20 protein-coding genes are annotated in these 25,700 nt (G+C 51.1%); 11 read left to right on the top strand and 9 right to left on the bottom strand.

The features are described from left to right. Positions 1 to 463: 463 nt before the first annotated feature. The 6 genes from ACO6VE_RS15545 to ACO6VE_RS15570 all read right to left on the bottom strand — a co-directional run bounded on the left by ACO6VE_RS15545 (position 464) and on the right by ACO6VE_RS15570 (position 8,482). Positions 464 to 859: a hypothetical protein gene (locus ACO6VE_RS15545; RefSeq protein WP_422462193.1), complete on the bottom strand. Its 396-nt coding sequence runs from the start codon at positions 857 to 859 to the stop codon at positions 464 to 466. Between the two features lie 393 nt (positions 860 to 1,252). Continuing rightward, positions 1,253 to 2,101: a dimethyl sulfoxide reductase anchor subunit family protein gene (locus tag ACO6VE_RS15550; RefSeq protein WP_422462195.1), complete on the bottom strand. Its 849-nt coding sequence runs from the start codon at positions 2,099 to 2,101 to the stop codon at positions 1,253 to 1,255. 2 nt (positions 2,102 to 2,103) lie between these two features. Next, positions 2,104 to 2,739, bottom strand: coding sequence for a DMSO/selenate family reductase complex B subunit (locus ACO6VE_RS15555; protein WP_422449819.1), 636 nt, complete (start codon positions 2,737 to 2,739; stop codon positions 2,104 to 2,106). 21 nt (positions 2,740 to 2,760) lie between these two features. Further along, a complete protein-coding gene (locus ACO6VE_RS15560; RefSeq protein ID WP_422462197.1) occupies positions 2,761 to 5,253 on the bottom strand; it encodes a DMSO/selenate family reductase complex A subunit in 2,493 nt (830 codons plus the stop codon). A gap of 230 nt (positions 5,254 to 5,483) precedes the next feature. Further along, positions 5,484 to 8,048, bottom strand: coding sequence for a phosphoenolpyruvate--protein phosphotransferase (gene ptsP, locus ACO6VE_RS15565; protein ID WP_422449817.1), 2,565 nt, complete (start codon positions 8,046 to 8,048; stop codon positions 5,484 to 5,486). Continuing rightward, positions 8,045 to 8,482 carry a glucose PTS transporter subunit EIIB gene (locus tag ACO6VE_RS15570; protein WP_422462199.1) on the bottom strand — a complete coding sequence of 146 codons (438 nt, stop codon included), beginning with the start codon at positions 8,480 to 8,482 and terminating at the stop codon, positions 8,045 to 8,047. Before ACO6VE_RS15570 ends, ptsP begins: the two co-directional genes overlap by 4 nt. A gap of 237 nt (positions 8,483 to 8,719) precedes the next feature. Between ACO6VE_RS15570 and nagB the strand changes: the two genes are divergently transcribed. The 5 genes from nagB to ACO6VE_RS15595 all read left to right on the top strand — a co-directional run bounded on the left by nagB (position 8,720) and on the right by ACO6VE_RS15595 (position 14,639). Continuing rightward, the gene (gene nagB, locus ACO6VE_RS15575; protein WP_422462201.1) at positions 8,720 to 9,520 is read left to right on the top strand and encodes a glucosamine-6-phosphate deaminase; all 801 of its coding nucleotides are present in this window, start codon (positions 8,720 to 8,722) and stop codon (positions 9,518 to 9,520) included. Position 9,521: 1 nt separating this feature from the next. Next, on the top strand, positions 9,522 to 10,712 hold the full coding sequence (gene nagA / locus ACO6VE_RS15580) for an N-acetylglucosamine-6-phosphate deacetylase (protein WP_422462203.1): 1,191 nt from the start codon (positions 9,522 to 9,524) through the stop codon (positions 10,710 to 10,712). Continuing rightward, positions 10,709 to 11,926 (top strand): ROK family protein, encoded by a 1,218-nt coding sequence (locus ACO6VE_RS15585; protein WP_422449813.1) that lies wholly within the window; start codon positions 10,709 to 10,711, stop codon positions 11,924 to 11,926. The genes nagA and ACO6VE_RS15585 overlap by 4 nt, the downstream gene beginning before the upstream one ends. A 274-nt stretch (positions 11,927 to 12,200) precedes the next feature. Further along, a complete protein-coding gene (locus ACO6VE_RS15590; RefSeq protein WP_422449812.1) occupies positions 12,201 to 12,368 on the top strand; it encodes a hypothetical protein in 168 nt (55 codons plus the stop codon). Between the two features lie 117 nt (positions 12,369 to 12,485). Next, positions 12,486 to 14,639, top strand: coding sequence for an ankyrin repeat domain-containing protein (locus tag ACO6VE_RS15595; protein WP_422462205.1), 2,154 nt, complete (start codon positions 12,486 to 12,488; stop codon positions 14,637 to 14,639). 101 nt (positions 14,640 to 14,740) lie between these two features. Here the strand turns inward: ACO6VE_RS15595 and ACO6VE_RS15600 are convergent, their stop codons facing one another. Beyond that, positions 14,741 to 15,172, bottom strand: a complete 432-nt coding sequence (locus ACO6VE_RS15600) for a hypothetical protein (RefSeq protein WP_422449810.1) — start codon at positions 15,170 to 15,172, stop codon at positions 14,741 to 14,743. Between the two features lie 249 nt (positions 15,173 to 15,421). Here ACO6VE_RS15600 and ACO6VE_RS15605 point away from each other — a divergent pair, with 249 nt between their 5' ends. The 3 genes from ACO6VE_RS15605 (at position 15,422) to ACO6VE_RS15615 (ending at position 18,300) form a co-directional block, all read left to right on the top strand. Continuing rightward, entirely contained in the window at positions 15,422 to 16,675 is a 1,254-nt protein-coding gene (locus tag ACO6VE_RS15605) for a sterol desaturase family protein (RefSeq protein ID WP_422449809.1), read from the top strand. A gap of 175 nt (positions 16,676 to 16,850) precedes the next feature. Continuing rightward, entirely contained in the window at positions 16,851 to 17,216 is a 366-nt protein-coding gene (locus tag ACO6VE_RS15610) for a hypothetical protein (RefSeq protein ID WP_422462207.1), read from the top strand. Positions 17,217 to 17,787: 571 nt separating this feature from the next. Next, complete coding sequence (locus ACO6VE_RS15615) at positions 17,788 to 18,300, top strand: hypothetical protein (protein WP_422462209.1); 513 nt, start codon at positions 17,788 to 17,790, stop codon at positions 18,298 to 18,300. On the opposite strand, the gene ACO6VE_RS15620 is transcribed toward ACO6VE_RS15615, so the two are convergent. Then, positions 18,295 to 19,023, bottom strand: coding sequence for a hypothetical protein (locus ACO6VE_RS15620; RefSeq protein ID WP_422449807.1), 729 nt, complete (start codon positions 19,021 to 19,023; stop codon positions 18,295 to 18,297). The two genes, ACO6VE_RS15615 and ACO6VE_RS15620, sit on opposite strands and share 6 nt — an antisense overlap. Before the next feature lie 38 nt (positions 19,024 to 19,061). Beyond that, positions 19,062 to 21,200 carry an FAD-dependent oxidoreductase gene (locus tag ACO6VE_RS15625; protein ID WP_422449806.1) on the bottom strand — a complete coding sequence of 713 codons (2,139 nt, stop codon included), beginning with the start codon at positions 21,198 to 21,200 and terminating at the stop codon, positions 19,062 to 19,064. Positions 21,201 to 21,531: 331 nt separating this feature from the next. Here ACO6VE_RS15625 and hemB point away from each other — a divergent pair, with 331 nt between their 5' ends. From hemB to ACO6VE_RS15640, 3 genes are all read left to right on the top strand, one after another. Continuing rightward, positions 21,532 to 22,539 (top strand): porphobilinogen synthase, encoded by a 1,008-nt coding sequence (gene hemB, locus ACO6VE_RS15630; protein WP_422449805.1) that lies wholly within the window; start codon positions 21,532 to 21,534, stop codon positions 22,537 to 22,539. Between the two features lie 222 nt (positions 22,540 to 22,761). After that, complete coding sequence (gene ppk1, locus ACO6VE_RS15635; protein ID WP_422462210.1) at positions 22,762 to 24,951, top strand: polyphosphate kinase 1; 2,190 nt, start codon at positions 22,762 to 22,764, stop codon at positions 24,949 to 24,951. A 455-nt stretch (positions 24,952 to 25,406) separates the two neighbouring features. Beyond that, the coding region (locus ACO6VE_RS15640; protein WP_422462212.1) for a hypothetical protein at positions 25,407 to 25,700 on the top strand (294 nt) is incomplete at its 3' end.

The raw sequence follows: 25,700 nt of genomic DNA on the forward strand, positions 1-25,700 counted from the left end.
CTAAAGAGTTCATATTTTTTTACCTTTTTAGAAATTTATCAGGATGTTTCACTGTTTAGACTTCATTTTTTCTAAAAAGTTTCTGCAAATTATCTTAATCTGTAAATTAATTCCCTACGCTGTAACCGTAATTAATATACGATAGTACTACAAGCATCGCAATACCACGAAGAGGCTGCCAGTATGTCATCAGATTCACTCTCGTGGCCTGGAGGCTGTCGGATTAAGAGCAACAGAAGCTCGGGGAATTAAAAGAGCAGGCCGCGGATAATTCATGCTAATTATCTGTCTGCTTAGCTGCCTGTAGGTAAATGAGATTGTCGTAAAACCCTGAACAACACTTCACGAAGGTCGGTTCCCATGCGCACCCGCAGGGGATAACAGCCGACTCGGGTCACCACCGCCATACCCCATGAAACTCAGAGATCATGGTGCATGGTGCTGGAATTCCCGGGGGTGGGGGTCATAACACGGTTTCGTTATTGGTTGATCCAACTTCACCTTGAATTTCTGTCGGTACGACAGTTACTTCAGGAGCATGAGAGATAATCAAGGGCGAACCGGGCTGTTGTGTGATCACCTTGGGTTCAATGGAAGATTGGTGAGCGATTTTACGTTGTGCTACTTGGCAACAGGTAACGACTCCACTCACTGCAGCAAGGCCTGTAGCACCTCCTGCTACCGCGCCCCCAGAAGCGCCGAGACAAAAATAAGCGAAAGTTTTTGACACCTTAGCACAGGTACAAAACCCACCAAGAATATAACCTTCCGTTGCACATACTATGACAGCCAATTTGTAGGGATCTTCAGTCCCGGGGGGACAGAAAAAACTTTTAGCAGTTGAGCATGATACATCCATAAAAATTACTTCTATCAAAGTTTATCGGAATATTTCACTTTAATAGACTTCATTTTTACTAAAAAGTTTCAACAACTGTTTTTAAGGTGTAAATTAATTGTCTACCCTGCTCCACAAAAATAATACGAAAGTATTAAATTAACCAAAACACCAAGAAAAGACGAAAAAGTAAATATTGCAAAAGCCTTGTGATTTTCGTGATTTTGTTACGTTAGTTCCAAAAAATAGCCCCTGTTTCTTCCAGTAAATATGGGTGTCTTCTTCCTGACTATTCTGGGCTGCTATGACCACGGCCTGATCAGGCGAAGCTGGTAACAGTTGTTGTGCGTTCACGCGTCCGGAGTTTTTGAAGAGTTCCTCCTTTCATTTATGAAGGAGGAACTTTGTACTTATTTACATGCCACTGGCAAACATATGCAGGTCATAGAAGAAGATACGACCACACAGTTCCGCCGTGAGCACCAGGACGGTACTCACCCCTGCCAGACCTGCCGCTGTGTTATTACCACGAGTGGCAGCCATCACCCAAACGCCCAGACCGGCAAACAGCAGACCGAGACGGGCCAGCATCAGACGACCGTGGTAGTCAAACAGACCCAGCGGGTTAGCAGGCAGGTCAACCTGACCCAGCCAGAACAGGTACAGCGGGTAACCCACCAGCACCAGACCCAACGCGATAAAGCCCAGGGTGGCCAGCGCACGATCAGCGTTTTTCTGGAAAGCACCCAAAGAGGCCGACTGACTTCTCAGCATCAGCGCCGCTGCCGGGATACCCACCACAAAAGCGGTCATAACAAACTGGAAGATGGTCCAGCCGCTGTTCCAGGCAGGCACTGTGGCCAGGGTGTACACATTGGCAATGGCCAGCAGTAACAGCACGCCCAATACCATGGCTCCCGCCAGAACCAGCTTCTGCAACTTGGCCAGAATACCGAAGTGCACCATGGCCACATAAGTGAAAACAGCACCACCAAACAGCGCAGTAGTGATGATCTCAACACTCAGTGCCGACAGGTGCCCCAGACCAAAGATCACGTTTATGGCACGCAATGGCTGACCCAGGTGAGTCATGGCCGCAGCGCCGGAGATACCCAGCAGCACCAGAACCACCATCAGCAGTTTATTCAACAACTGCTGACGGTGGGTATCACTGTTCGCCATCAGCAGGCAGGCCAGTACCAGGAACAGGCCAACGGTGCCCTGTGCCAGCACCGTAAAAAATACCAGTGGCAACTCATGCATGGTTATACCTCCCGAGTGTTCATAATGCGTCCGGTCTTGTCGCCGGAAGGTTTGGCATGACGGCTCGCCTTTATTACCAGCGATGGCTCAGTCAGAGAAGAGTCCGGCAGTGGCGCGATATCCGCTTCCGTGCCGTATTTGGCACGCAGTTCTTCGATCGGACCAAAATCCAGGGCACGCAGCGGGCAGGATTCGATACAGATCGGCTGCTTGCCCTGCTCAACCCGGTCGAAACAGCCATCACACTTGGTCATGACTTTCTTCTCGGCATCAAACTGCGGTGCGCCGTAGGGGCAGGCCATTTCACAGTAACGGCAGCCAACACAGACGTCGGCGTTAACCACCACCAGGCCGTCCTGGTCACGCTTATGCATGGCACCGGTTGGGCAAGCCTTGGTACAGGCTGGCTTGGCACAGTGGTTACAGCTGATGGAGGTGTAGTAGGCAAACACGTCCTGGGCATAGGTGCCGTCTTCGTTCTGAAGCCAGCTACCACCGCCGTATTCATAAACCCGGCGCCAGTTCACGCCAACTTTCAGGTCATTCTCATCTTTGCACGACAGTTGACAGGTTTTGCAGCCCGTACACTTGGCCGTGTCGACGTAAAATCCCAGTTGTTTTATTGAGGGTTGTTTCATCGAACTTTAATTCCTGTCCTGTTATGCCCTGGCAATGTTAACCAGGTTGCTGTGCTGGGGATTGCCCTTGGCCAGTGGCGATGGGCGCTGGGTGGTCAGCGTATTCATACACGCGCCCCGGTCCACGCCACTGCGGTCTGGTGCGTACCAGCTGCCCTGCCCCATGGCGACCACGCCGGGCATAATGCGCTCAGTCACTTTCGCAGCAACACGGATCTCGCCACGGTCATTCCAGACCTTCAGCATGTCACCGTCTTTTATCTTGCGCTTGTGAGCATCAACCGGGTTGATCCACACTTCCTGCCGGTTGGTTTCCCGCAGCACATCGACGTTGCCATAAGTGGAGTGAGTACGGGCTTTAAAGTGGAAACCAAACATTTGCAGCGGATACTGTTCAGCGTGGTCTGCCTCATGCCCTTCCCAGGAAGAAACGTATTCAGGCAGTGCCCGAATAATATCGCTGTCCCCCAGCGTCCAGCTGGAGGCAATATTCGCCAGGCGTTCTGAATAAATCTCAATTTTACCGGAGGGTGTATCCAGTGGATGCTTTTCGGGGTTTTCCCGGAACTCACGGAATTGAACATGAGGTTCACCGGGATTCTTCTGCTTGACAATGCCCTGCTCACGGAAAGTCTCAAAGTCCAAATCCACCAGTGTCGGGTTCATTTTCCGGGATTCTGCATAAATATGACGCAGCCAGGCTTCCTGGTCCCGACCTTCGGTGAACTGTGCTTCTACCCCAAGACGTTTGGCAATTCCGGTACACATGTCATAGACAGAACGGCATTCATACAACGGCTCAACCGCAGTATCACAGAAAATGGTGTAACCCATATTTCCGCAGTACCCGTTAGGGGCGAAATCCGGTTGTTCAGCCGCGGTCAAATCGGGCAGCAGAATATCCGCATAGCGTGCACTGGGCGTCATGTGGTTGTCGATCACCACAATCATTTCACACTGGCTGTCATCCTGGAGAATGTCATGGGTGCGATTGGTGTCCGCATGCTGGTTGATGATGCAGTTACCGGCATAGTTCCAGATAAATTTGATGGGCTGAGTCAACTTTTCTGCACCACGAATACCCGCAGTCAACGCGGTCATTTCATCATGACGGTAAATGGCATCCGTCCAGAGGAACATGGGAATGGACGTTGATACCGGGTTGGTCAGTGTCGGAAAGACCGCAAAGGGCATGGAGTAGCTGCTTTCACGGGCACCAGTACCACCACCGGGAATACCCACATTACCGGTCATTACCGCCAGCATACAGATAGCCCGACTGGCCTGCTCACCATTGGCGGTGCGTTGAAGTCCCCAGCCCTGCATAATATTGCAGGGTTTGGTCATGGCAATTTCACGGGCCAGACGGATGATGGTGTCTGCCGGGACACCGGTTATTTTTGCCGCCCATTGCGGGGTCTTTTCAACACCATCATCGCCTTTGCCCAGAATATAGGATTTCCAGGAAGCGCCTTTCGGTGCGCTGGCAGGCAGTGAGTTTTCATCGTAGCCGATGGTGTACTTGCCCAGGAATTCATTATCCACCAGGTTTTCGCTAATCATCACCCACGCCATACCGGCTACCATTGCGGCATCGGTACCCGGTCGCAGAGGAACCCACTCATCATTGGCACCCAGGACCGTATCGGTCATGCGCGGATCAAAGGTGATCATACGTGCATTACTGCGTTGCCGGGCTTCGGTCAGATGATAAACAATACCGCCGCCACTCATCCGGGTTTCCGCCGGGTTGTTGCCAAAATTGACCACCAGCCTGGTATTCACAACATCTGACGTACAGTTATTATCTACCCAGCTGCCGCCGTACAAATACGGTAAACTCACGGCAATCTGGGCCGTACTGTAATCACCATAGTGGTTAAGATAACCGCCCCAGCAGTTCATCAGACGGGCGATCGGTGTGGCGGCTGGTGGCCAGGATTTGGAAACCGTGCCTCCCAGCGTACCAGTACAATAGTTGAGATAGATGGCTTCATTGCCATACTCTTTTTTGATGCGCTTCAGGTTATCAGCGATGGTGTCAAACGCTTCATCCCAGCTGATGCGCTCAAATCGACCTTCACCACGCTTACCGACACGCTTCATTGGGTATTTCAGACGGTCAGGGTTGTAGACGCGCTTGCGGAAGGAACGACCACGGAGACAGGCCCGAACCTGGTGGTCACCATAGATATCGTCACCGGTGTTATCGGTTTCGGTATGGATGATCACACCGTCTTTTACCTGATGACGCAGTGCACAGCGGGAGCCGCAGTTGACCGTACAGGCAGACCACACTGACTTGATCTCTTCAACCGCAGGTTTGGCCTCTGTCGCAGAAGCTTTCACAGGTAGTGTGCGCGCAGCAACGACTGCCGCACCGCCCGCAGCGGTTCCCCACTTCATAAACGTTCTTCGCTTCACCGTGGAAGCAAGCACTTTATCCACAATTTCTTTCATTGATATCGCCACCCCATCATAAATACTGGTCGTGATCACAGATTGCTCAGACAATTATCAGATTCTGCTTTCCCTGCAGACATAAAGGTGTGAACAAAAAGTGCCGCCAACCAAATGGTGGGCATTATAATTGGACAGTAATTAACCGGCAGATGACCTGAATCAAGACCATGTGATTTAAAGTACAACTACGTACTAACTCAGGAAAACTACATATTTCAGACAGCAATAAAAAAGCCCCATGGCCAAAACCAGGGGGCTTTCAGAAAGACGATCGTCTGCGATCAGGCAGTCAAACTTCTTACGTCTTCTACTGAATCCAGAGTCAGCGCTTCACGGGCCAGGCTCTGGCAGTGCTTATAGTTCAGACTGCGAACACGGGCCTTAACCACCGGGATTGCCGGGACACTGATGGACAGTTCCTGAACGCCCAGGCCGACCAGGATAGGCACCGCATTCGGGTCACTGGCCAGGCTGCCACAGATACCCGTCCACTTGCCTTCTTTGTTGGCTGCTTTCACCGTCATATCGATCAGGCGCAATACTGCCGGGTGAAGACCATCGACCCGTGCCGCCAGTTTTGGATGACCACGGTCAACAGCCAGGGTGTACTGGGTCAGGTCATTGGTACCGATGGAGAAGAAGTCCACTTCTTTAGCAAAATGATCGGCCAGCAGCGCAGCGGACGGCACCTCAATCATAATACCCACTTCAACGGTGACGCCTGTCGTTTCCTGCTCTTCCAGCACCAGTTTTTTCACGGCACGGAATTCATCCAGGGAGCTGATCATCGGGAACATGATACGGGCATGACCGGCATGAGCCGCCTTCAGGATCGCACGAACCTGCTTGCGCAGCATGGTCGGACGGTTAATACCGATACGCACGCCACGTTCACCCAGAAACGGGTTCTCCTCTCTTGGCAGGGGCAGATAAGCCAGAGGCTTGTCACCACCGACGTCCAGAGTACGGATAATGACCGGGCGGTCTTTACCCATAGCGTCCAGAATACCTTCGTAGGCTTTTATCTGCTCATCCATGGTGGGTTCGGTTGCACGTTCCATATAGAGGAACTCGGAACGCAGCAGACCTACCGCTTCAGCACCCATTTTGACCGCTTTTTCCGCATCGTCCTGGTTGGCGATATTGGCAGCGATCTCAACATGATGGCCATCCAGAGTCACCGCAGGCTGGTCCGCCACTTGCAGCGCCGCAGCATGTTCCGCCGCCGCACGTTCCTGGCGGGCAACGGTTCTGTCGATCTCTTCCTGAGTAGGATTAACCAGCATGTAACCCTTGTTGGTGTTCAGGATAACATCGGTACCGTTCTCATACTGACGAACACTGCCCGGTACGTTGACCAGGTAAGGAATACCCAGGGAACCGGCCAGAATCGCCGCATGGGAAGTCGCGCCGCCGTGCAGGGTCACGATACCAATCACGCGCTGGCGATCGAGAGTCACCACTTCAGAAGGCGTAATGTCTTCCAGACAGAGAATGGTGTTTTCCGGCAGCTGATCGGTGCCGCCTTCAACGCCCATCAGGTAACGCAGAACCCGAAGACCAACGTCTTCTACATCGATGGCCCGGGCCGCCAGCAGCGGGTTATCCAGCTTGCGCATTTCATCCGCTTCGGCCAGAAAACTTCGGTGCCATGCCCACATGGCGCTCTTGCCTGCTTCAATCAGTTCACGGGCACGATCACTGATCGCCGGGTCGTCCAGTAACTGCTGATGGGCAACAAATACTTCCGCATGACCACCCACATGATCCGCTTCCATTTTAGTCACCAGCTGCTGCAGGGACTCCCGGGCTTTCTGGATACCGTAGCCAAGCTGACCCAGTTCATCGCTGACACCAACACCCTCTTCCGGGTAGCTGGGCAGTTCATGAACCAGATGGTGCAGCTTGCCAATGGCCATACCCGGTGCCGCTTTAACGCCGGGTAAACGACCATCGGAGCCTTCTACCGGTCCAAGCAGTGGCGCTTCTTCTTCCATGGCTTCATCAGCGCCCGGCAGCACGTCGGCCACGGCTTCACCCAAACCACTGCGGAAACCATCCAGAATGGCTGCCATCGCTTCTTTGGCATCAGGGCCGGTGACGGTGATTTGCAGGTTAGAACCCAGCACCGTCTGCAGCCCCATCAGAGCAGTCAGACTGTTGGCCTTGCACTCTTTGCCAGTGTCTTTGTTCAGAATCATCACATCAGAATTGAAGCCTTTGATAATCTGAATCAGAGTGGCAGAAGGGCGGGCATGAAGACCCAATGGGTTCATCAACACAAAATCGTCTGTCAGGGTAATGCTGTCCTGGCGGCTGTATTTGCTCTCGGTGGACATCTCCTTTTCAGGCTCAGCCCCAATGGCAAATACGGTATCCTGCCCCGCTGTTACTTCGGTACGGGGATTTACCACCACACCGGTTTCCCCGGTGGTGATCATAATCGCGGTCTGCAGGCTGGCCGCCCTGGCTCCGACAAACTCGGGATCAAACGACAACAGCTGCTGACCAACAGACACTTTGTCGCCTATTTTAACGTTGGTCTCAAAGCCTTCACCACGCAGAACAACCGTATCGATGCCCACATGGATCAACACTTCCACACCGGAATCTGTCTTGATCGCCACGGCATGTCTGGCGTCATGGAGCTGGCTGATGGTACCGGCGCACGGTGCCAGTACCACAGAGTCCGTTGGGTTGATCACAATACCGTCACCGATCAGTCGACCAGCAAATACCGGGTCAGTGGATTCCTCGATGGATAACAGCATTCCGGACAAAGGCGCAACCAGTGACAGTTGGCAAGGTTTGCCCTCTTTTTTGACATCTTGATGGGAGAGCGTCATGCAGAAACCTCAACATTGGCAAGATCATCCGTCACCGGGATCTTTTTCATTTCATCAGCAATTATTTCAGCCTGGGGACCGACGACGATTTGCAGGTTCTTGTCACCCACACGAACCACCGCCGCTGCCCCCAGCGCCTTAATACGGTCATCACTGACGCTGGCAGTATCTTTCAGCGTCAGACGCAGGCGTGTGACGCAGGCATCAATCTGAGTCACGTTCTGGTGGCCACCCAGCACTTTCAGGCACTGACGGGCGAACAGAGCAGTATCTTTTTTCACTGTCTCCTGAGAAACAGCCGCCGCTACTTGCTGAGTCTGACCTGGCGACTGGGTAGCACTCAGATCTTCAGTAGCCGCACTTTTCTTCACCTTACCGGCAAAGGGCTGCATCAGCGCCTTACCGAGTTTCTGCAAGTAACCAAAAATGTTCATGACTGATCAACCATTTAATTCTTTACAGTGAGAGTATGTCTCGTTCAGTGTGGCGCGGAATTTTACTGATTTATTTTTCCAAGAAAAATAAAAAAGCAAATACATTGACTCAGATCATTACTTAAAGACATTTTCTACCCGTTGAGCACATTGCCAACCGCCTTTATTTTTCATTAAAAAATAAATAAGCTATGACAACACCCCCTGAGCAGGTTAGAGAAGCCTGGAGTTCACGACATGCGCTTTATACCTCTGAAAAACAAGCCAGCCGTTGGTCGTTGGGCTGCTCGATACATTGTCAGCCGGATCAAGGCATTTAATCCGACCCCTGAACGCCCCTTTGTTCTCGGCCTGCCAACCGGCGGCACACCCATCCCGACGTATCAGGAACTGGTTCGCCTGCACAGGGAAGGAGAAATCAGCTTTGCCCATGTTGTTACCTTCAACATGGACGAATACGTTGGCCTGCCTGCCGATCACCCGGAATGTTACCGAATGTTCATGCGCCGCCACTTCTTTGATCATGTGGATATCCCGGCAGCAAACATTAACTTTCTGGACGGTAACGCAGAAAATCTGGAAGCCGAATGCCTGCGTTATGAAACAGCGATTAAACATTGTGGCGGCATTGAGCTGTTTATGGGTGGTGTCGGACACGATGGGCACATCGCATTTAATGAACCCGGTTCTTCACTATCCTCCCGTACCCGCCTGAAGACGCTGACCACGGAAACCCGTGAAGCCAACGCGCGCTTCTTTGATCAGGACATCAGCCAGGTACCAAAACTGGCACTTACCGTGGGTGTCGGAACGGTTCTGGACTCCCGTGAGCTGATGATTCTGGCCACGGGTTCTGATAAATCCCGTGCGGTTCAGGCCACGGTTGAAGGATCAGTCAACCATATGTGGACAATCTCAGCCCTGCAGCTTCATCCAAAAGCGACGATGATCTGTGATGACCCTGCCACCCTGGATCTGAAAGTTCGCACTCTGCGCTACTTCCAGGATATTGAGTCTGAAAACATCAGGGACTTTTGATATGTCTGCGGATCTGGTCATCAGCCCGGAAAAGAGTTACGCGCTGGTTAATTTCAAACCGTTAACCGGTGACCCGGAACAGTCGTCGTTTGATACCATCATTATAGAGAATGGCCGAATTTCGGCCATTGGCAAGGCGGAGGATATTGCCGGTGGTCATCAGGGTGCTGATAGCCTGAAAAAAGTAGACATCGGCGGTCTTACGTTAAGCCCTGGTTTTATCGACCTGCAATTAAACGGCTGTGGTGGTGTTCTTTTTCACAGTGATATCGCCATCGATACGCTGGATATCATGCACAAGAACAACCTCCGCTCAGGTTGTACGGCATTTCTGCCTACGCTGATTACCAGCAGTGATGAGGATATGCGACAAGCGGTCAAGGTCACCCGTGAATACATGGCCAGGCATCCGGATCGTGTACCCGGCGTCCATCTGGAAGGCCCTTATCTGAACCCTCAGCGCAAAGGCATTCATGATCCGGACGTCATACGTGCGCCCTCCTGCGCAATGATCGATTTTTTCTGTGACAATGCAGACGTCATTGCCATGGTGACACTGGCACCGGAAGTCTGCCCTGAAGGCACCATTGAAACGCTGAGTAAAGCGGGCATTGTTGTGTCCATCGGCCACACCAATGCCACCTGTGCACAGGCTAAAGCGGCAGAACAGGCGGGGGCAACCTTTGCCACTCATCTGCATAACGCCATGAGCCCCCTGGGCAGCCGCGAGCCTGGTGTGGTAGGTGCCGTCTTTGACAGCCATGCTATGGGTGCCGGTATCATTGCTGACGGTCTTCACCTGTCCTGGGAAAACCTGCGCATCGCCCATCGTCTGATGCAGGACCGTCTGGTGCTGGTGACCGATGCAACCACGCCGACCGGTACGGATATGGCCACCTTTGTCTTCGCCGGACAAACCATCTATCACCAGGATGGCAAGTGCTCCAATGCAGATGGCACCCTGGCAGGCTCCGCACTCACCATGATTGCTGCGGTCGCCAATAGCATTCGGGCAGGGATTGAGCCTCAGGCAGTGATTCGCATGGCTACCGTCAATGCAGCAAAAGCCATTCATATTGAAAGTCAGATGGGCAGCATTGCGGTTGGGCAGTTTGCCAACCTTGCCATTTTCGATGACAACTTTACCCTGCAGGGTACGGTGAGCGGTGGTGAGCTGAAACTACAAAAATGACGACAGTAATTGCTAATCTGGACTTTGTAAAAGAGCGGAACATTTCTGCTGTTTACCAAGCGATTGTTGATCATGGCTCCATCTCGAGAATCCAGATAGCCAGACAATGTCGTCTGGCTGCCGGTAGCGTGACCCGTATCACCCGACAACTGATGGAAGCAGGCCTGATTGTTGAACAGGAACAGCAGACCTCTGAACGGGGGCGTCGGGCCACATCGCTGGCTCCCCGGCAGGGCCAGATCCAGATTCTTGCGGCAAGGGCAGGCAGAACCAAACTCCACCTGGGGTTGTGTGACCTGTCAGGCAAGCTGCTGGCTGAGTACTCAGAGCCAATTCAGCCTTTGAATCAGGTTGAATTTACCAAACAGCTGATTGCCTCACTGAGAAAATTCCTCAAAACCCATAAGAAGTATATTCGTTGTCTGGCCGGTGTTGGCATCACAACGCCCGGGCTGGTCAATTCAGCCAAAGGGATTATTACTTTCATGCCCCACCTTTCGGTCAGCAATCTCCCTTTGGCAGAGCAGGTGTCTGACGCATTGGGGATTCCCTGCTTTATCAACAACTTTATTTCGTCCATGGCGCTGGCCGAGCACCACTTTGGTGTCAGCCGTGGATTTAGAAACAGCCTCTTTGTCAGCGTCCATAACGGGGTGGGAGCCGGTATGATTCTGGACGATAAGCTCTATGAAGGCAGCACCCTGGCCGTTGGCGAGATTGGCCATATTCAGATCGATCCGCTGGGAGAACGGTGTTACTGCGGTAACTTTGGCTGCCTGGAAACCCTGGTCTGTAATCCGGCCATAGAAAAGCGCTGTCATAAGCTGCTGGCGTCGGGTGTTCCCAGTCTGTTAAATAAGAGCCAGACAAAAAAGGCGGATATCCTGGCAATCTGTCATGCCGCGAACGAGGGCGATCAGCTGGCAAATGATCTACTGAAAGAAGCCGCCGGTAACCTTGGCAGGGCAATAGCCATGAGTGTCAACCTGCTGCGACCGGACACGGTGGTGCTTGCCGGTGAGATCTGTGCCGCCGCCACGATTATCCACCCGGTGATCAAACATTGTCTGAAAACGCAGACGGTTTCAATCAATGAAAACCTTGAAACCAGCGTCGTTTACTCAACGCTTTATGACAGCCCATGGTATGGCGGGTTTACCCTGGTAAGAAGGGCGCTTCTGGAAGAGGGGCTGCTATTGAAACTTATCCAGTAAGAAAGCGGGGAAGGGAGATATTGTTACTGTGAGCCAGGCTCGATTTTGCGATGCTATCAGGAAAAAAGCTGGCTGTTAAAGCCAGCAGTCAGTGCATCGAAAGGAACAGTCGTTGGCCATGAGGGCCCCAGCGAAGCCGTGAGGCCTAGGGCTTTGGGCTTTGGGCTTCCATAATTAAACATCTGTCGTTAATTTGGATCATTCAGCAATTCCATTTTCAAATAATCGAACTTATTTAGTAGGTTGTTGTCATAAACTAACGGAGGATATTGCAATGCAACCTATACAAGGCGCTTCATCAGCGGCAGTTACATCGCCGCAGGAACAAACCAACTCTTCAACATCAAATTCAGGTGCCTCACTTGACCCTCACAAAGTCTCCATTGCAGGACTCGATAAAGCAATTGTATTAATGCTGGTTTATAGCAATCGAAATGGCTAAAAGAATAATGAATTCAGCTGAATAGCAATTTGATAAAAACTCCAATAACTAATAAACCAGCTACTGACCATGCGAATAGTTGCCAACGATCTTCATCCATGTCATCAGGTTATAGTTATGAATACGATCCAGAGTGTTCCTTCCAGCTCCCATCCACAGCCTGTTGAGGCGCTGCCTTTGCAGGTTCTGGCGGCACCGGATACCGGGATAAGCGATGGTGATGACCGCTCTAATCCGTTGAACGAGGCATCAGTACTGGCCGCCTGCCGCAATAATAACCTGGTCTGGCTCCGGGAGTTACTGGCCGAAGACCCGGAACTGGCAAAACTGACAGCTCCGTCCGGCGCGACCAACCATCCGGTTTCTCCACTCCATATCACTGCCCAGGGAGGGCATAAGGAGGCTACAGAATACCTGCTGAATACAGCCTTGCAGGGTGTACCGGAGGCAGAAAAGGCTAATACCGCCATCATGCTCATGACGCTCCGTAATAGTAATGGCGTAACCCCGTTTTATCTTGCCGCTCAGAATGCCAATGAGTGGGTCTTGTTAACTTTCCTGAACTACCTGCTGACATTGCCTGAGGCAGATACTGCCAGGGCACTGGTGACGGTCATGAATACTGCCCGTAAAGATGGCCAAACCCCGCTGTGTATAGCGATCAAAAGAGGCGATGACCGGATGGTATGCTGCTTCCTGGAGGTCCTGAAATACTCACCGGAGGCCAAAAGAGCCGATACCATGATCAAGGTGCTGGCCCCTGACAGGCAGAGCGAGGGTAAGGGTGAGAGGCAGCCACTCCATTTGGCTGCCAGCATGGGCAATAGCGGGATCATCAAGTTATTGCTGGAGACTGTTTCAGCGGTACCGTCTTCAGAGCGGAGCAAGGTAGCCAGGGCGGTGGTGAATGCCACTGACGCCCATGGTGCTACGCCGCTAATCATTGCTGCACAAGGCAGGTTTGGCAGGATTGTCCAGTATATACTGGCGGTCATCAGTGAAGTGCCAGAGTCAGAAAGGGCCGGGGTTGGAAATGCGTTGGTGAATACCGCCAACAAAGATGGGGCAACCCCACTCTACGCAGCAACCTCGGTTAAAGACAGGCCTATTGTGTCGATGCTGCTGGCGCATGGTGCTGACCCGGAACAGGTAAAGGTTCGCTGCGCCCCGGGAACATACCGAAGATTGACTCCCCCCCGCCAGATGGCACCAGTACTGGCTGCCTGTAGTAATAATGACCTGGTCCGGCTCCGGGAGTTACTGACCGAAGACCCGGAACTGGCAAAACGGGCAGCCCCGTCCGACGCGACCAACCATCCGGTTTCTCCACTCCATATCACTGCCGGGGGAGGGCTTGTTGAGGCCACAGAATGCCTGCTGAATACGGCCTTGCAGGGTGTACCGGAGGCAGAAAAGGCAAATGTTGCCATCATGCTCATGACACCCCGCCATAGCAATGGCGAGACCCCGTTGCATCTTGCCGCACAGAATGCCAATGAGTCGGTCGTGTTAACTTTCCTGAACTACCTGCTGGCATTGCCTGAGGCAGATATTGCCCGGGCACTGGTGGCGGTCATGAATGCTGCCAGCAAAGACGGCCAAACCCCGCTGTGTAAAGCGATCAAAAGAGGTGATGACCGGGTGGTATGCTGCTTCATGGAGGCCCTGAAAAACTCGCCGGAGGCTAAAAGAGCCGATACCATGATCAAGGTGCTGGCCCCTGACAAACACAATGGGCGCAGGGGTGAGAGGCAGCCTCTCCATTTAGCGGCCAGCATGGGCAATAGCAGGATCATAAAGTCACTGCTGGAGTCTGTTTCAGCGGTACCGCAACCACAGCGGAGCAAGGTAGCCAGGCAGGTGGTTAATGCCACTGACGCTCATGGTGCTACGCCGCTATTCATTGCTGCACGAGGTGGGTTTGCCAGGATTGTCCAGTATATACTGGGGGTCATCAGTGAAGTGCCAGAGTCAGAAAGAGCCGGGTTTGGCAATGCGTTGTTGAATACCGCCAACAAAGACGGAGCAACTCCACTCTACGCCGCAACCTCGGCCAATGACAGGACTGCTGTGTCGATGCTGCTGGAGCACGGTGCTGACCTGGAACAGGCAAAGGTTCGCTGGGCCCTGGGCAAATACAAGAGAAGCCCCCCCCGTCAGGCAGCAGTCCAACGTGGTAACAGGAGTATCGTTGCCTTGATCGATAAAGCGATTCAGTCACGCAAGGCAACGGGGCTTCAGTCAGGAAAGGAACCTGCTGAGACTGTTTAGGGAAAAATTCTTTACGACGATTTTGGGTGAAAACATTCTTTAACGATGAGTAACAGGAAAAATAGCGCCATATAACATAATGACGCTCTTTTTCTTTCTCGTTATTTTGTCAGGCTCTGAATAGCCATTGCACCGACACCTTCGCCATTATCTCTGTCATATCGACGTGTATCTATGACATCTCCTGATATATTAGTTTTAATTGCTCTGCCCCGGACATATTCAAGATTCAGCGTTTCAGAAACCAGTGAACTCGCTTCATCAAGAGACATAAATTTATCAGAATCCTTAATCTTGAAGGTATACATGTTTGGAGGGTATGCGGGCGTAGGATTGTGTGACTCGGGAGGGCTATAAAAACTGCCCATCGGGTTACGGGCGTAATTATATAAAGCCATCAAGACTTGCCCCTTCTCCAAATTCACTATGGAGACTTTATGCCCTCCAAAAGCAGTGCCCGCAGCAGGAGCCTGAGAATCGCAGGAAGTATTTTTTGGAGTAGCCCCAGCAGCCTGGTTTGATAAAGGAGTCATAAATCACAAAAACATGAGTTTTTTTGGTACTTGGTACGACCCCAAAAAAAACAGAAAAGTTCATAAATGGGAATTTAAAATTTCAGACAACTGTAGTTGTCTAACCGGTCAACTACCGGTAAGAGGCTAATTCTGGTTCCAATCTAAAATCCAGGCAGCATAAGACGTGTTCAATTGATGAAAAACCATGCTTTTCGTTGGGACTCATGTTAAAAACAGGCCTATAACAACAATAATCAGGCTCGCCCCATGAATCCGATTGTGTACGCCATACCAATCTTCTTGCTGATGATCCTTGTTGAAGTGATCGCCACCATCATTCGCAAGAAGGATTACTATCGAATTAACGATGCCATAAACAGCCTGAGTACGGGGATGCTTAACGTCACCACGGGTGTTATTTTCAAACTGGGTATTTATACCCTTATTTATAATCATGCAGCGCTCCTGTCACTGGATAGCAACGCCCTCTGGGTATGGGTCCTTGGGTTTGTCTTGCAGGATTTTTTCTATTACTGGAATCATCGCAAAGGCCATGAAATCAACCTGCTCTGGGCCGCCCACTCGGTGCATCACCAGAGTGAGGAGTATAATCTGACCACGGCTCTGCGCCAGACCAGCACCGGCTTTCTGTTCTCATGGGTGTTCTACATTCCCATGGCCATTCTTGGCATCCCGCCTTATGTCTTTTTGACGGTAAGCCTGATGAATCTGCTTTATCAATATTGGGTGCATACCCGCCATATTCCAAAGCTTGGCTGGTTTGAACGGCTGTTTGTTACCCCTTCAAACCATCGGGTGCACCATGCCAAAAACCGGAAGTATCTGGATAAGAATTATGGTGGGGTATTTATTATCTGGGACCGGCTGTTTGGCACATTTATCGAAGAAGATGAAAACTATGAGCCCATCCGCTACGGCACGCTAACGCCTCTGAGAAGCTGGAACCCGGTGTGGGCAAACCTGCATCTTTATACCGGGATGTGCAGGGATGCCTTTAATACCAAAAGCTGGAAAGACAAACTCACACTCTGGTTCAGACGCACAGGCTATCGACCTGCGGACATCGCCTCACCGATGAAGATGCCGGATATTCACGGCTATAAGAACTATAACCCTGACGTCAGCATGGGCTTGAAAGTCTATGCACTGATCCACTTTGCCATGCTTGTGCTGGCAACCACGGTATTGTTAGCCATCAGCCACAACACGCCTTACGGCTTCAATGCACTCTGGACATTTGTTCTTGCACTGAACCTGATCGGTATTGGCTGGTTGCTGGAAAAATTCACCGGATTGATCGTTATTGAAGCCATACGCTTTGTATTTACCGGGGCAACCATCGTTGTATCCAATGGTATATGGATTGATCTGATGCCAGACTGGACCTGGCAGTTTGTTTTAGTCAGCGGAGTTATGTCTCTGCTGGTGCTGAAAACCAGTGGTATTGCCAGCCCTTCTGCCTATTCTATGATCCCGGACCCGACTGAAGCCCAGCCTTAATCTTTATTACCCACAGAACACTTATGCCTCCCGGCCTGTCCTGGCCAAGGGGCATATGGAACTTACCTGGCCGTACACAGTCTAAGTTAGAAAACGGCGTTCTCATAATAATTCCCCCCTGACAAAGTCTTTCGATATTTGAGGGCAAATTATTGAAATTTAAGGAATTTAAATAATGATTAACAACACAGTTGAAAATATTACTTATTATGTTAAAGCGGCAATAAAACTGCCGCTTAACATTGTGCGTTGGTTTTGTGGAAGAGTGGTGGCCATTGCCCACAATATTTCCAACTTCCTGTCAAAACGATCAGACCAAAATGACAGTTCTGACCTGCAACAAAAGGATATTTCGGATCGTACTGTTTCTTCATCCCACTCTCAGCCTATGTATCATGTAAGGGAGACCGTAACTACTGCAGTTTTTCCTTTTGGCAACCTGGAAAAATACTGGATTGTCATAGCAGTGACTTTGAATCTGCCGAAGCATTTGCCCAGGAAAAAACGAGGCTTCTGCAGGAAGCGAAGTGGCTTCACATAAAGTGGAATGAGACTGACATGTTATGCCTGAAAATAATCACTAAAACGAATGCTGAAGGGAAACAGGTTACTTGCAGTTTGACCAAAGAAGTTGATCGAGCCAACAGCAGAACCCCTTCATGACCGTTGATTCTGCCCATACAGCGGATGTGCTTCCGGGGCTGATGCCTCATCCACCAGCATTTTCTCAAATTGCCTCAGCTCCCCGGCCTGGGGAAAAGACGCTTTGGGTGCCTGCAGCTCAATTTTCAGATCATTTTCATGAATGATGGATAGCTTGAGATCGTGAACAGCCTCAACGTAAGCTTCATCCGCCTGCCTGATAAAATTTCAGACAACCGTAATTGTCCTACCGGTCAACTGCCAGCAAGAGGCTAATTCTGGTTCCAATCTAAAATCCGGGCAGCATCAGTAGTTAACCAAATGAAATCATACGCTTTGGACTCACCGGGGCAACCATCTGGAACTTACCTGGCCGCACACAGTCTAATTTGACGAATGGTGTTCGCGTAATAAATCTCCCCCTGACAAAGTCTTTCGATATTAGAGGGCAAATTATTGGAATTTAAATAATGATTAACAACACAATTGAAAATATTACTCATTATGTTATGGCGGCAATAAAACTGCCAATTAACATTGTGCGTTGGTTTTGTGGAAGGGTGGTGGCCATTGCTACCAATATCTCCAATTTCCTGTCGAATCGATCAGAGCAAGGTAACAATTCCGCCGTGCAACAAAAGAGCATTTCGGATCATACTGTTTCATCAGCCGACTCGCAGACTTATGTTTCATCAGCCGACTTGCAGGCTTACTATGAAAGGAAGAAAAGGGAGAAATGGGAGACAGAATTTTCTGTTGTTTTTCCCTTTGACAGGCTGGAAAACGCACTGGATATTCTCCATAAAGATGAATTTGCCTATGACGAAGCATTTACCCAAGAGAAAACCAAGCTTCTGAAGGAAGCGGAGCGTCATCACTTAGAGAATAAGATTGACGAGTTCGAGCTGATAATAACAACCAAAACGAATGCTGAAGGGAAAAAAGTTTTTAAATGTAAAATGATCCCGAAGAATCCGTCATGACCGTTGATTCTGCCCATACAACCGATAGGCTTCCAGGGCTGATGCCTCATCCACCAGCATTTTCTCAAATTGCCTCAGCTCTCCGGCCAGGGGAGAAGACGCTTTGGGTGCCTGCAGCTCAATTTTCAGATCATTTTCATGAATGATGGATAGCTTGAGATCATGAACAGCCTCAACGTAAGCTTCATCCGCCTGCCTGAAGTCACTGGCAACGTCTGCAGCAACACAGTCCTTGAGACAGTCAACCACCCGAGCCCGCTCTTCAGTAACCTTGGACTGCCCCCTGCCCTCCAGCAGGTCCAGCCAGAGCTGCGACTGCTCACAATCCAGCTGTAGCTTGCGTAACGCCTGATCACAGGCACCCTCAGCCTTGCCTTCTCCCAGGCGCTGCCAGGCCATTTGATTCTTCTGCTGGACCAGCGCAATCATCGTTCCAATCTTTTTCTGTTTATCAATAGGTTTGAGACGGGAGACCATCTTATAGACAGAGGTTGGCAGAAAGTTTTTTATTCTTGCCAGAAGGCTCTTGTTATTGGTTTTGAGACTCTTTCGGGAAGAAGGCTCAGCCAGCATAACACTTCGGTTCTTGAGGATTTTTTTCAGCTCTTTGAAGATTTTCTTATCTTCGCTGATGGCAGCCGACGCTAACCTTGGGCTGTTATTTACAGAATCCTTTGAGGGATCCTCTGTCGGGCCACCATCAGACGGGTCCGGGTCACTCATTAAACATCCTTATGTTTATAATGACCCCTTAATGATAGTCAATGGCGCATCCATGCGTGGTATTTTTCCACCAGCGACAATACACCCTGGGGTGCATGGGCTTTTTTCCACTCACCCGCAGCGTATTTGTTGGCTTCGCTCAGTGTCGGGTAGATATGAATAGTCCCCAGGATTTTATTAAGACCCAGACCGTGTTTCATGGCACTGATATACTCCGTAATCAGCTCACCGGCATGATAACCAACAATGGTGACTCCCAGGATCTTATCCTTGCCCGGCACGGTCAGCACTTTCACAAAGCCCCGTGCCTCTTCATCCGCGATGGCTCGATCCAGATCATCAATACCGTATTTGGTCACTTCATAGGCAATGCCCTGCTCCCGGGCCTCCTGCTCATTCAAACCCACTCTGGCCACTTCCGGATCGGTAAAGGTACACCAGGGAATCACTGAGTAATCGACTTTGAACTTTTTAAAGCGGCCAAACAGTGCATTCACCGCACAATACCAGGCCTGATGTGCCGCCGTATGGGTAAACTGGTAAGGTCCTGCAACATCGCCACAGGCATAGATATTTGGGTAACGGGTCTGCATGTAGTCATTAACCTCAATGGTTCCCCGCTCAGTTAACTCGATACCCAGCGCTTCAAGGCCAAGATTTGCCGTATTGGCTTTGCGACCCGTGGCAAACAGGGCGATATCAAAGTCAATTTCTACGGTCTGACCGGCAAATTCCGCTGCCAGAAATTGACGCTCGACGCCGGTGTCCGGATCCGGCAACTTATGGAAAGAACGGGCTTCGTGTTTCAGCCTCAGGTCGACGCCATCCTGAATAAACTGATTCATCACCAGTTTTGAAACATCGTCATCTTCACGATGCAACAGCCGGGCTCCGTGATCCACCTGAATAACCTGAACCCCCAGCCTGGTGAAGGCCTGAGTCAGTTCACAGCCAATAGGGCCACCGCCAATCACCAGCATTCGACCGGGCTTCTTGCGCAAGCCCCAAATGGTGTCCGATGTGTAGTATTCGATTTGCTCAAGACCCGGCAGCGGTGGCACATAGGGGCGACCACCACTGGCAATGACAATATTTCGGGACGTGATTCTTTTACCATCCACTGCTACTTCCCAGGGGCTGATCAGCTGCGCGGAGCCACTGATACAGTTAACTCCCAGACCGGAATAACGCTCCACAGAATCGTGGGGCTCAACCTTGCCAACAACCTCCTGAACCCTCTCCATTACTTTGGCGAAATTAACCTGCCCGGACGCATGTTCTATACCGAACTCATCGGCCCGCTTCAGGTAATGGGCCATTTTGGCGGAGCGAATCAGGGCTTTGCTGGGCACACACCCGGTATTCAGGCAATCGCCCCCCATTTTATGCTTTTCAATCAGTGATACTTTGGCCTTGACCGCCGCAGCAATATAGCTGCTGACCAGCCCGGCAGAACCGGCACCAATCACGGTCAGGTTATTATCAAACTGTGCAGGCTGCGGGTAGCTGCGATATAAACGACGACGTCTTAACCACTCCATCACCATTCTGGCAATCCAGGGGAAAATACCCAAAAGTACAAATGAAGCGATCAATGGTGGCGTTAAAATCCCTTCAAGAGACAGCTCCTCCACCAGACCAAGCTGGGCACCGGCATTGACGAAAACCGCCGTGCCCGGGAGCATTCCCAGCTGACTGACCAGGCTGAAGGTCAGGACCCGCATGGAGGTCAGCCCCATCACCAGGTTGATCACAAAGAAAGGCACCGCCGGAATCAGTCGGAGCGTTGCCAGATAAAAGGCTCCGTCCTTGTTCACGCCGTTGTTAATGGTCTCCAGATAACCGGAAAACTTTTGTGCTACCCAGTCTCTTAATAAGGTTCTGGAAAACAGAAAAGCCAGGGTGGCTCCCAGGGTGCTGGCAAAAGAGACCAGCAACACACCATGAAACAGGCCAAAAATGGCCCCCGCCACCACCGTAAGCACTGCCGCTCCCGGCAGTGACAGGCCGGTTACCGCTACGTAGATGATAAAGAAAGCGACAGCCGTCAGTACCGGATCATCACGATAAAGGCCCTGAAAGAAATCACGGGTCAGGTATTGCTGACCGTCCAGGGCGTAAAACGCACCAATTGCTGCGGCCAGCACTGTCAGCAAAAGCCATTTCTTGTTATTCATAACACCTTCCAGAGCTACAAACATCTGTTTGATACGACAATCCCTGCAAAATCATACGTTTTTTCCCGTATAATGCCAGCCATTATTGTCAAATTAGAAACTGTGGCTGTTTGGCCTGTTGACGCTTCGTTGCGACCCGGCCCTTATACCAACTCCACCTTCTAAATATGAACTGCGCAGCCATTTTGAACCGCTGGATCTTCGTTGGAATTCCTCGCAATAGCCCTGCTATTACTCGTCATTCCGCCTTGCCCAGCGGTCCAAAATGACTTGCTCGTTATCATATTTAGAAGGTGGAATTGGTATTACAACCTCAAAAGGATAAAGAAGTATGATTCATCGCCCTTTTCCTGCTGCCCGCCCAAGACGGATGCGCTACAACGACTTCTCCCGCCGTCTGATGCGCGAAAGTCAGCTTTCCGTGGACAACCTGATTTATCCACTGTTTATTGTGGACGGTGATCAGCAGCGCCAGGCCGTTGCGTCCATGCCCGGTGTTGAGCGCCTCAGCATTGATTTACTGCTTGAGGAAGCCGCTGAGCTGGTGGCGCTGGGCATTCCGGCCATTGCCTTGTTTCCCGTAACACCCGCTGACAGGAAGTCTGAGCTGGCGGAAGAAGCCTGGAACCCACAAGGCCTTGCCCAGCGCGCGGTTCGAGCGCTGAAAAACCAGTTCCCGGAGCTGGGTGTGATTACCGATGTCGCACTGGATCCCTTTACTTCCCACGGTCTTGATGGCCTGACCAATAAAGAGGGTTATGTGGTCAATGATGAAACGGTTGAGGCTCTGGTCCGTCAGGCCCTGTCCCACGCCGAAGCCGGCGCAGACATTGTGGCCCCGTCAGACATGATGGATGGCCGGATTGGTGCCATCCGCCAGCGCCTGGAAGAAGAAGGCCATATCAATACCCGCATTCTGGCTTACTCAGCCAAATATGCCTCCAATTACTACGGCCCGTTCCGGGATGCGGTGGACTCGGCCGGTAACCTCGGCAAAAGCAATAAGTTCAGTTTTCAGATGGACTTTGCCAACAGTGATGAGGCAATCCACGAGGTGGCTGCCGACCTGGCAGAGGGTGCCGATATGGTGATGGTAAAACCAGGCATGCCCTACCTGGATATTGTTCGCCGGGTTAAGGATGAATTCAAGGTCCCGGTCTTTGCCTACCAGGTCAGTGGTGAATACGCCATGCACAAGGCAGCGGCGGCCAATGGCTGGCTTAATGGCGATGCCGTGATGCTGGAATCCCTGATGTGTTTTCGCAGGGCCGGTGCGGATGCCATTCTGACCTATTTTGCCAAGGATGCGGCAAGAGCGCTCCGTAAAATGAACTCTTGATAAAACAGGTAAACGTTCATGCAGGGAGTAGTCTTTATTATTTCTGTTAGAATAAAATGAATAATGCGACATTCTCCCTGCCCTATTACTTCCGCTCCGAGAGTCGCCTGTTCACCGGGCCATTGGTTGAATATCTGACAAACGTCACTGACAGGATCCATGACAAAAGCCACTGAAACCGGTCATCATAAGCCAGTGCTATTTTGCTGAGAAAGAGGTCATATGGATACCCCCCAACAGTCGGATGTTCAGGAAACCCGGGCCCAATCATCTGAGCTTGCCGAGCCAATGGCCAGCAAGCCCCCAAAGGTCAGTGATTATCAGAACCCTGACTATTACATTAATCGTGAACTCAGCCATCTGGCGTTTAATTTCCGGGTGCTGCAGCAGGCGTTAAACGAAGAGTACCCGCTGTTGGAGCGCTTCCGGTTTCTGCTGATTTTCAGCTCCAACCTCGATGAATATTTTGAAATCCGGGTCGCGGGCCTGATGCAGCAGATCGACTTCTCCCGTGAGCAGGTGGGCCTCGATGGCATGGGACCACAGCAGGTCCTGAAAGAGATCAGCCAGAAGGCCAAAGAATACGTTGCTCTGCAATACCAGATATTGAATGAAAGCCTGTTACCTTCTCTGAGAAAAGAGGGTATTCGCTTTCTGCGCCGCAATGAGCTGACGGAAAAGCAGCAGACATGGATCAAGCGCTTCTTCTACCATGAAGTGATGCCCATTATCAGCCCTATCGGGCTGGACCCTGCCCATCCGTTCCCAAGGCTGGCGAACAAGCTGCTCTGCTTTATTGTCTCTCTGGAAGGCAAAGATGCTTTTGGCCGTGATACCGGTATGGCCATTATCCCGGCACCCCGGTCGTTACCCCGTATTGTCAAAATGCCTGAAGATATCTGTGATGGCCGGGAGAATGATTATGTATTTCTCTCTTCGATTATCCATCGCCATGTCAGCGACCTGTTCCCCGGCATGGATATCAAAGGCTGTTATCAGTTCCGACTGACCCGTAACAGTGACCTGGATCTCGAAGATGAGGTTGAAGACCTGGCCAAGGCACTGCAGGGCGAACTGCTCTCCCGTCGCTATGGTAAAGCGGTACGACTGGAAGTAGCCGACAACTGCCCACAACCGCTGGTGGATTTTCTACTTAATGAATTTGGTTTGACCAATGAAGACGTTTACCAGGTCAGTGGACCGGTCAACCTGACTCGCATGATGTCCATCTGCGACACCAATGACAAACCGGGCCTGGTCTTCCCGCCGTTTACCCCCGGCTACCCGAAAGGCCTGCACAGTAAACGGAAGCACAGCAACAACGTGCTGGATCTGGTGGCCAAACAGGACATCCTGCTCCATCACCCCTTTGAGTCATTCACCCCTGTGGTGGATATGCTCCGTCAGGCCGCCAAAGACCCTGATGTGCTGGCCATTCGGCAGACGCTTTACCGCACCGGTGCTCACTCAGAAATGGTGGATGCCCTGGTAGAAGCCGCCAGGCAGGGTAAAGAGGTGACGGTTGTGGTAGAGATCCGTGCCCGGTTTGATGAAGAGGAAAACCTGGCCCTGGCCCGTCGCCTGCAGGAAGCAGGGGCCGTCGTCGTATACGGTGTCGTCGGCTATAAAACCCATGCCAAAATGATGTTGATTGTTCGTCGTGAAGGTCGGCATATTCAGCGTTATGCTCACCTTGGCACCGGTAACTATCACGCTGGCAATGCCCGTCTCTATACCGATTACAGCCTGCTGACCTGTGACAAGATACTGACCAACGACGTTCATAAAATCTTCCAGCAGCTGACCGGGATGGGGCGTGCGGTTCGTGTCCGTAAGCTGTTCCATGCGCCTTTCACGCTGAAGAAGAGCCTGATTGATCTGATCAACCAGGAAACCAGTAACGCCAAAGAGGGAAAACAGGCCCGGATCATCATCAAAATCAACTCACTCACTGAGTCTCATATCATTAAGGCGTTGTTCAAAGCGTCTCAGGCCGGTGTTGAGGTGGGTCTGATCGTTCGGGGCATCTGCTGCCTGAGGCCCGGCATTGAAGGGCTGTCGGAAAATATCCGCGTACGCTCCATTGTCGGACGGTTTCTTGAGCACACCCGTATCTACTACTTTGAAAATGGCGACGATGACGCACTGGTCTACTGTTCCAGTGCGGATGCCATGATCCGAAATCTGGACATGCGTATTGAGACCTGCTTCCCCATTGAAGACCCGAAACTGGCCGCTCGCATCAAAAAAGAATTGGACTACTACCTCTCCGATAACACCCGCAGCTGGCAGCTGCAAAGTGACGGTGAGTATGAGAAAAACCGGCCGGTCCGGAGTCAGCGCCGACGTAATGCCCAGGAACGGTTGATGGATGCGTTGGCGATTATTGCTAACAAGCCGTCTACTGATTAAGACGCTGTTATTTGATAACTTTGGCATTTTAGTAAGCGCCACCCGCTATCCGAAAAAGACAGGTCACTTGTGCTTTTGCGGATAGCGAGCCAGTACATGGTTTCAATGAGTTTGACGTGTACGATCTCCGTTCACCCTGAGCGGAGTCGAAGGGTGCTTGGCACGATCTATCAGAATCCGGAGTTTCCGACTTTAGGCCGTATGGGTCCTTCGACAGGCTTCAGGATGAACGGGGTGTACGGGTATTAACGCTTCTCTGCACTAGTTCTATGTAATTACCCCTCTCTGGTCGTAGTTCAGGACTTACCCCTACTTTATAGCCAATCTTCCCTTCATATTCTTTTATCACTGACAATTTTTAAGAAGTGTTTGAATTATTTCCTGAGAATTGACTCTATTTCTAAGCCACTACGCTACACGACTGAGATATATCAATATTTTATGAGATTCCTGAAATGCACAACTTAAATTATCGAGCCGATGTCAATCAGAGTCGATCATCAAGGCTGGCTGAACTCGAGCAAAAGTTTGATAAGAATAACTCCTCACAAAATAAAACCAGGGCGTTTTCCAGCCGCACATGTGTTGTTGCGCTGGCTGTCGGTTCAGCAATAGCCACTATGGGAGCACTGTATTATTTGGCTAGCAGCCAAAGCAGCAGTGGCTCCCGACGAATACACGTCAGAAGGCCGAACCTGAAAACCGGTGTATTCATAATTTCTGAAAACGCAAAGAGACTACAGCTCGTG

It is taken from the genome of Endozoicomonas sp. ALB115 (assembly GCF_049310245.1).
Taxonomy (GTDB): Bacteria; Pseudomonadota; Gammaproteobacteria; order Pseudomonadales; family Endozoicomonadaceae; genus Endozoicomonas.

What these genes read in the sequence shown, in the direction of transcription:
- ACO6VE_RS15620 (WP_422449807.1), bottom strand. Translation starts at nt 19,023, where the DNA reads ATGAGTGACCCGGACCCGTCTGATGGTGGCCCGACAGAGGATCCCTCA.
- ACO6VE_RS15555 (WP_422449819.1), bottom strand. Translation starts at nt 2,739, where the DNA reads ATGAAACAACCCTCAATAAAACAACTGGGATTTTACGTCGACACGGCC.
- ACO6VE_RS15590 (WP_422449812.1), top strand. Translation starts at nt 12,201, where the DNA reads ATGCAACCTATACAAGGCGCTTCATCAGCGGCAGTTACATCGCCGCAG.
- ACO6VE_RS15605 (WP_422449809.1), top strand. Translation starts at nt 15,422, where the DNA reads ATGAATCCGATTGTGTACGCCATACCAATCTTCTTGCTGATGATCCTT.
- hemB (WP_422449805.1), top strand. Translation starts at nt 21,532, where the DNA reads ATGATTCATCGCCCTTTTCCTGCTGCCCGCCCAAGACGGATGCGCTAC.
- ACO6VE_RS15545 (WP_422462193.1), bottom strand. Translation starts at nt 859, where the DNA reads ATGGATGTATCATGCTCAACTGCTAAAAGTTTTTTCTGTCCCCCCGGG.
- ACO6VE_RS15615 (WP_422462209.1), top strand. Translation starts at nt 17,788, where the DNA reads ATGATTAACAACACAATTGAAAATATTACTCATTATGTTATGGCGGCA.
- ACO6VE_RS15585 (WP_422449813.1), top strand. Translation starts at nt 10,709, where the DNA reads ATGACGACAGTAATTGCTAATCTGGACTTTGTAAAAGAGCGGAACATT.
- ppk1 (WP_422462210.1), top strand. Translation starts at nt 22,762, where the DNA reads ATGGATACCCCCCAACAGTCGGATGTTCAGGAAACCCGGGCCCAATCA.
- nagA (WP_422462203.1), top strand. Translation starts at nt 9,522, where the DNA reads ATGTCTGCGGATCTGGTCATCAGCCCGGAAAAGAGTTACGCGCTGGTT.
- ACO6VE_RS15600 (WP_422449810.1), bottom strand. Translation starts at nt 15,172, where the DNA reads ATGACTCCTTTATCAAACCAGGCTGCTGGGGCTACTCCAAAAAATACT.
- ACO6VE_RS15595 (WP_422462205.1), top strand. Translation starts at nt 12,486, where the DNA reads ATGAATACGATCCAGAGTGTTCCTTCCAGCTCCCATCCACAGCCTGTT.
- ACO6VE_RS15610 (WP_422462207.1), top strand. Translation starts at nt 16,851, where the DNA reads ATGATTAACAACACAGTTGAAAATATTACTTATTATGTTAAAGCGGCA.
- ACO6VE_RS15570 (WP_422462199.1), bottom strand. Translation starts at nt 8,482, where the DNA reads ATGAACATTTTTGGTTACTTGCAGAAACTCGGTAAGGCGCTGATGCAG.
- ptsP (WP_422449817.1), bottom strand. Translation starts at nt 8,048, where the DNA reads ATGACGCTCTCCCATCAAGATGTCAAAAAAGAGGGCAAACCTTGCCAA.
- nagB (WP_422462201.1), top strand. Translation starts at nt 8,720, where the DNA reads ATGCGCTTTATACCTCTGAAAAACAAGCCAGCCGTTGGTCGTTGGGCT.
- ACO6VE_RS15550 (WP_422462195.1), bottom strand. Translation starts at nt 2,101, where the DNA reads ATGCATGAGTTGCCACTGGTATTTTTTACGGTGCTGGCACAGGGCACC.
- ACO6VE_RS15625 (WP_422449806.1), bottom strand. Translation starts at nt 21,200, where the DNA reads ATGAATAACAAGAAATGGCTTTTGCTGACAGTGCTGGCCGCAGCAATT.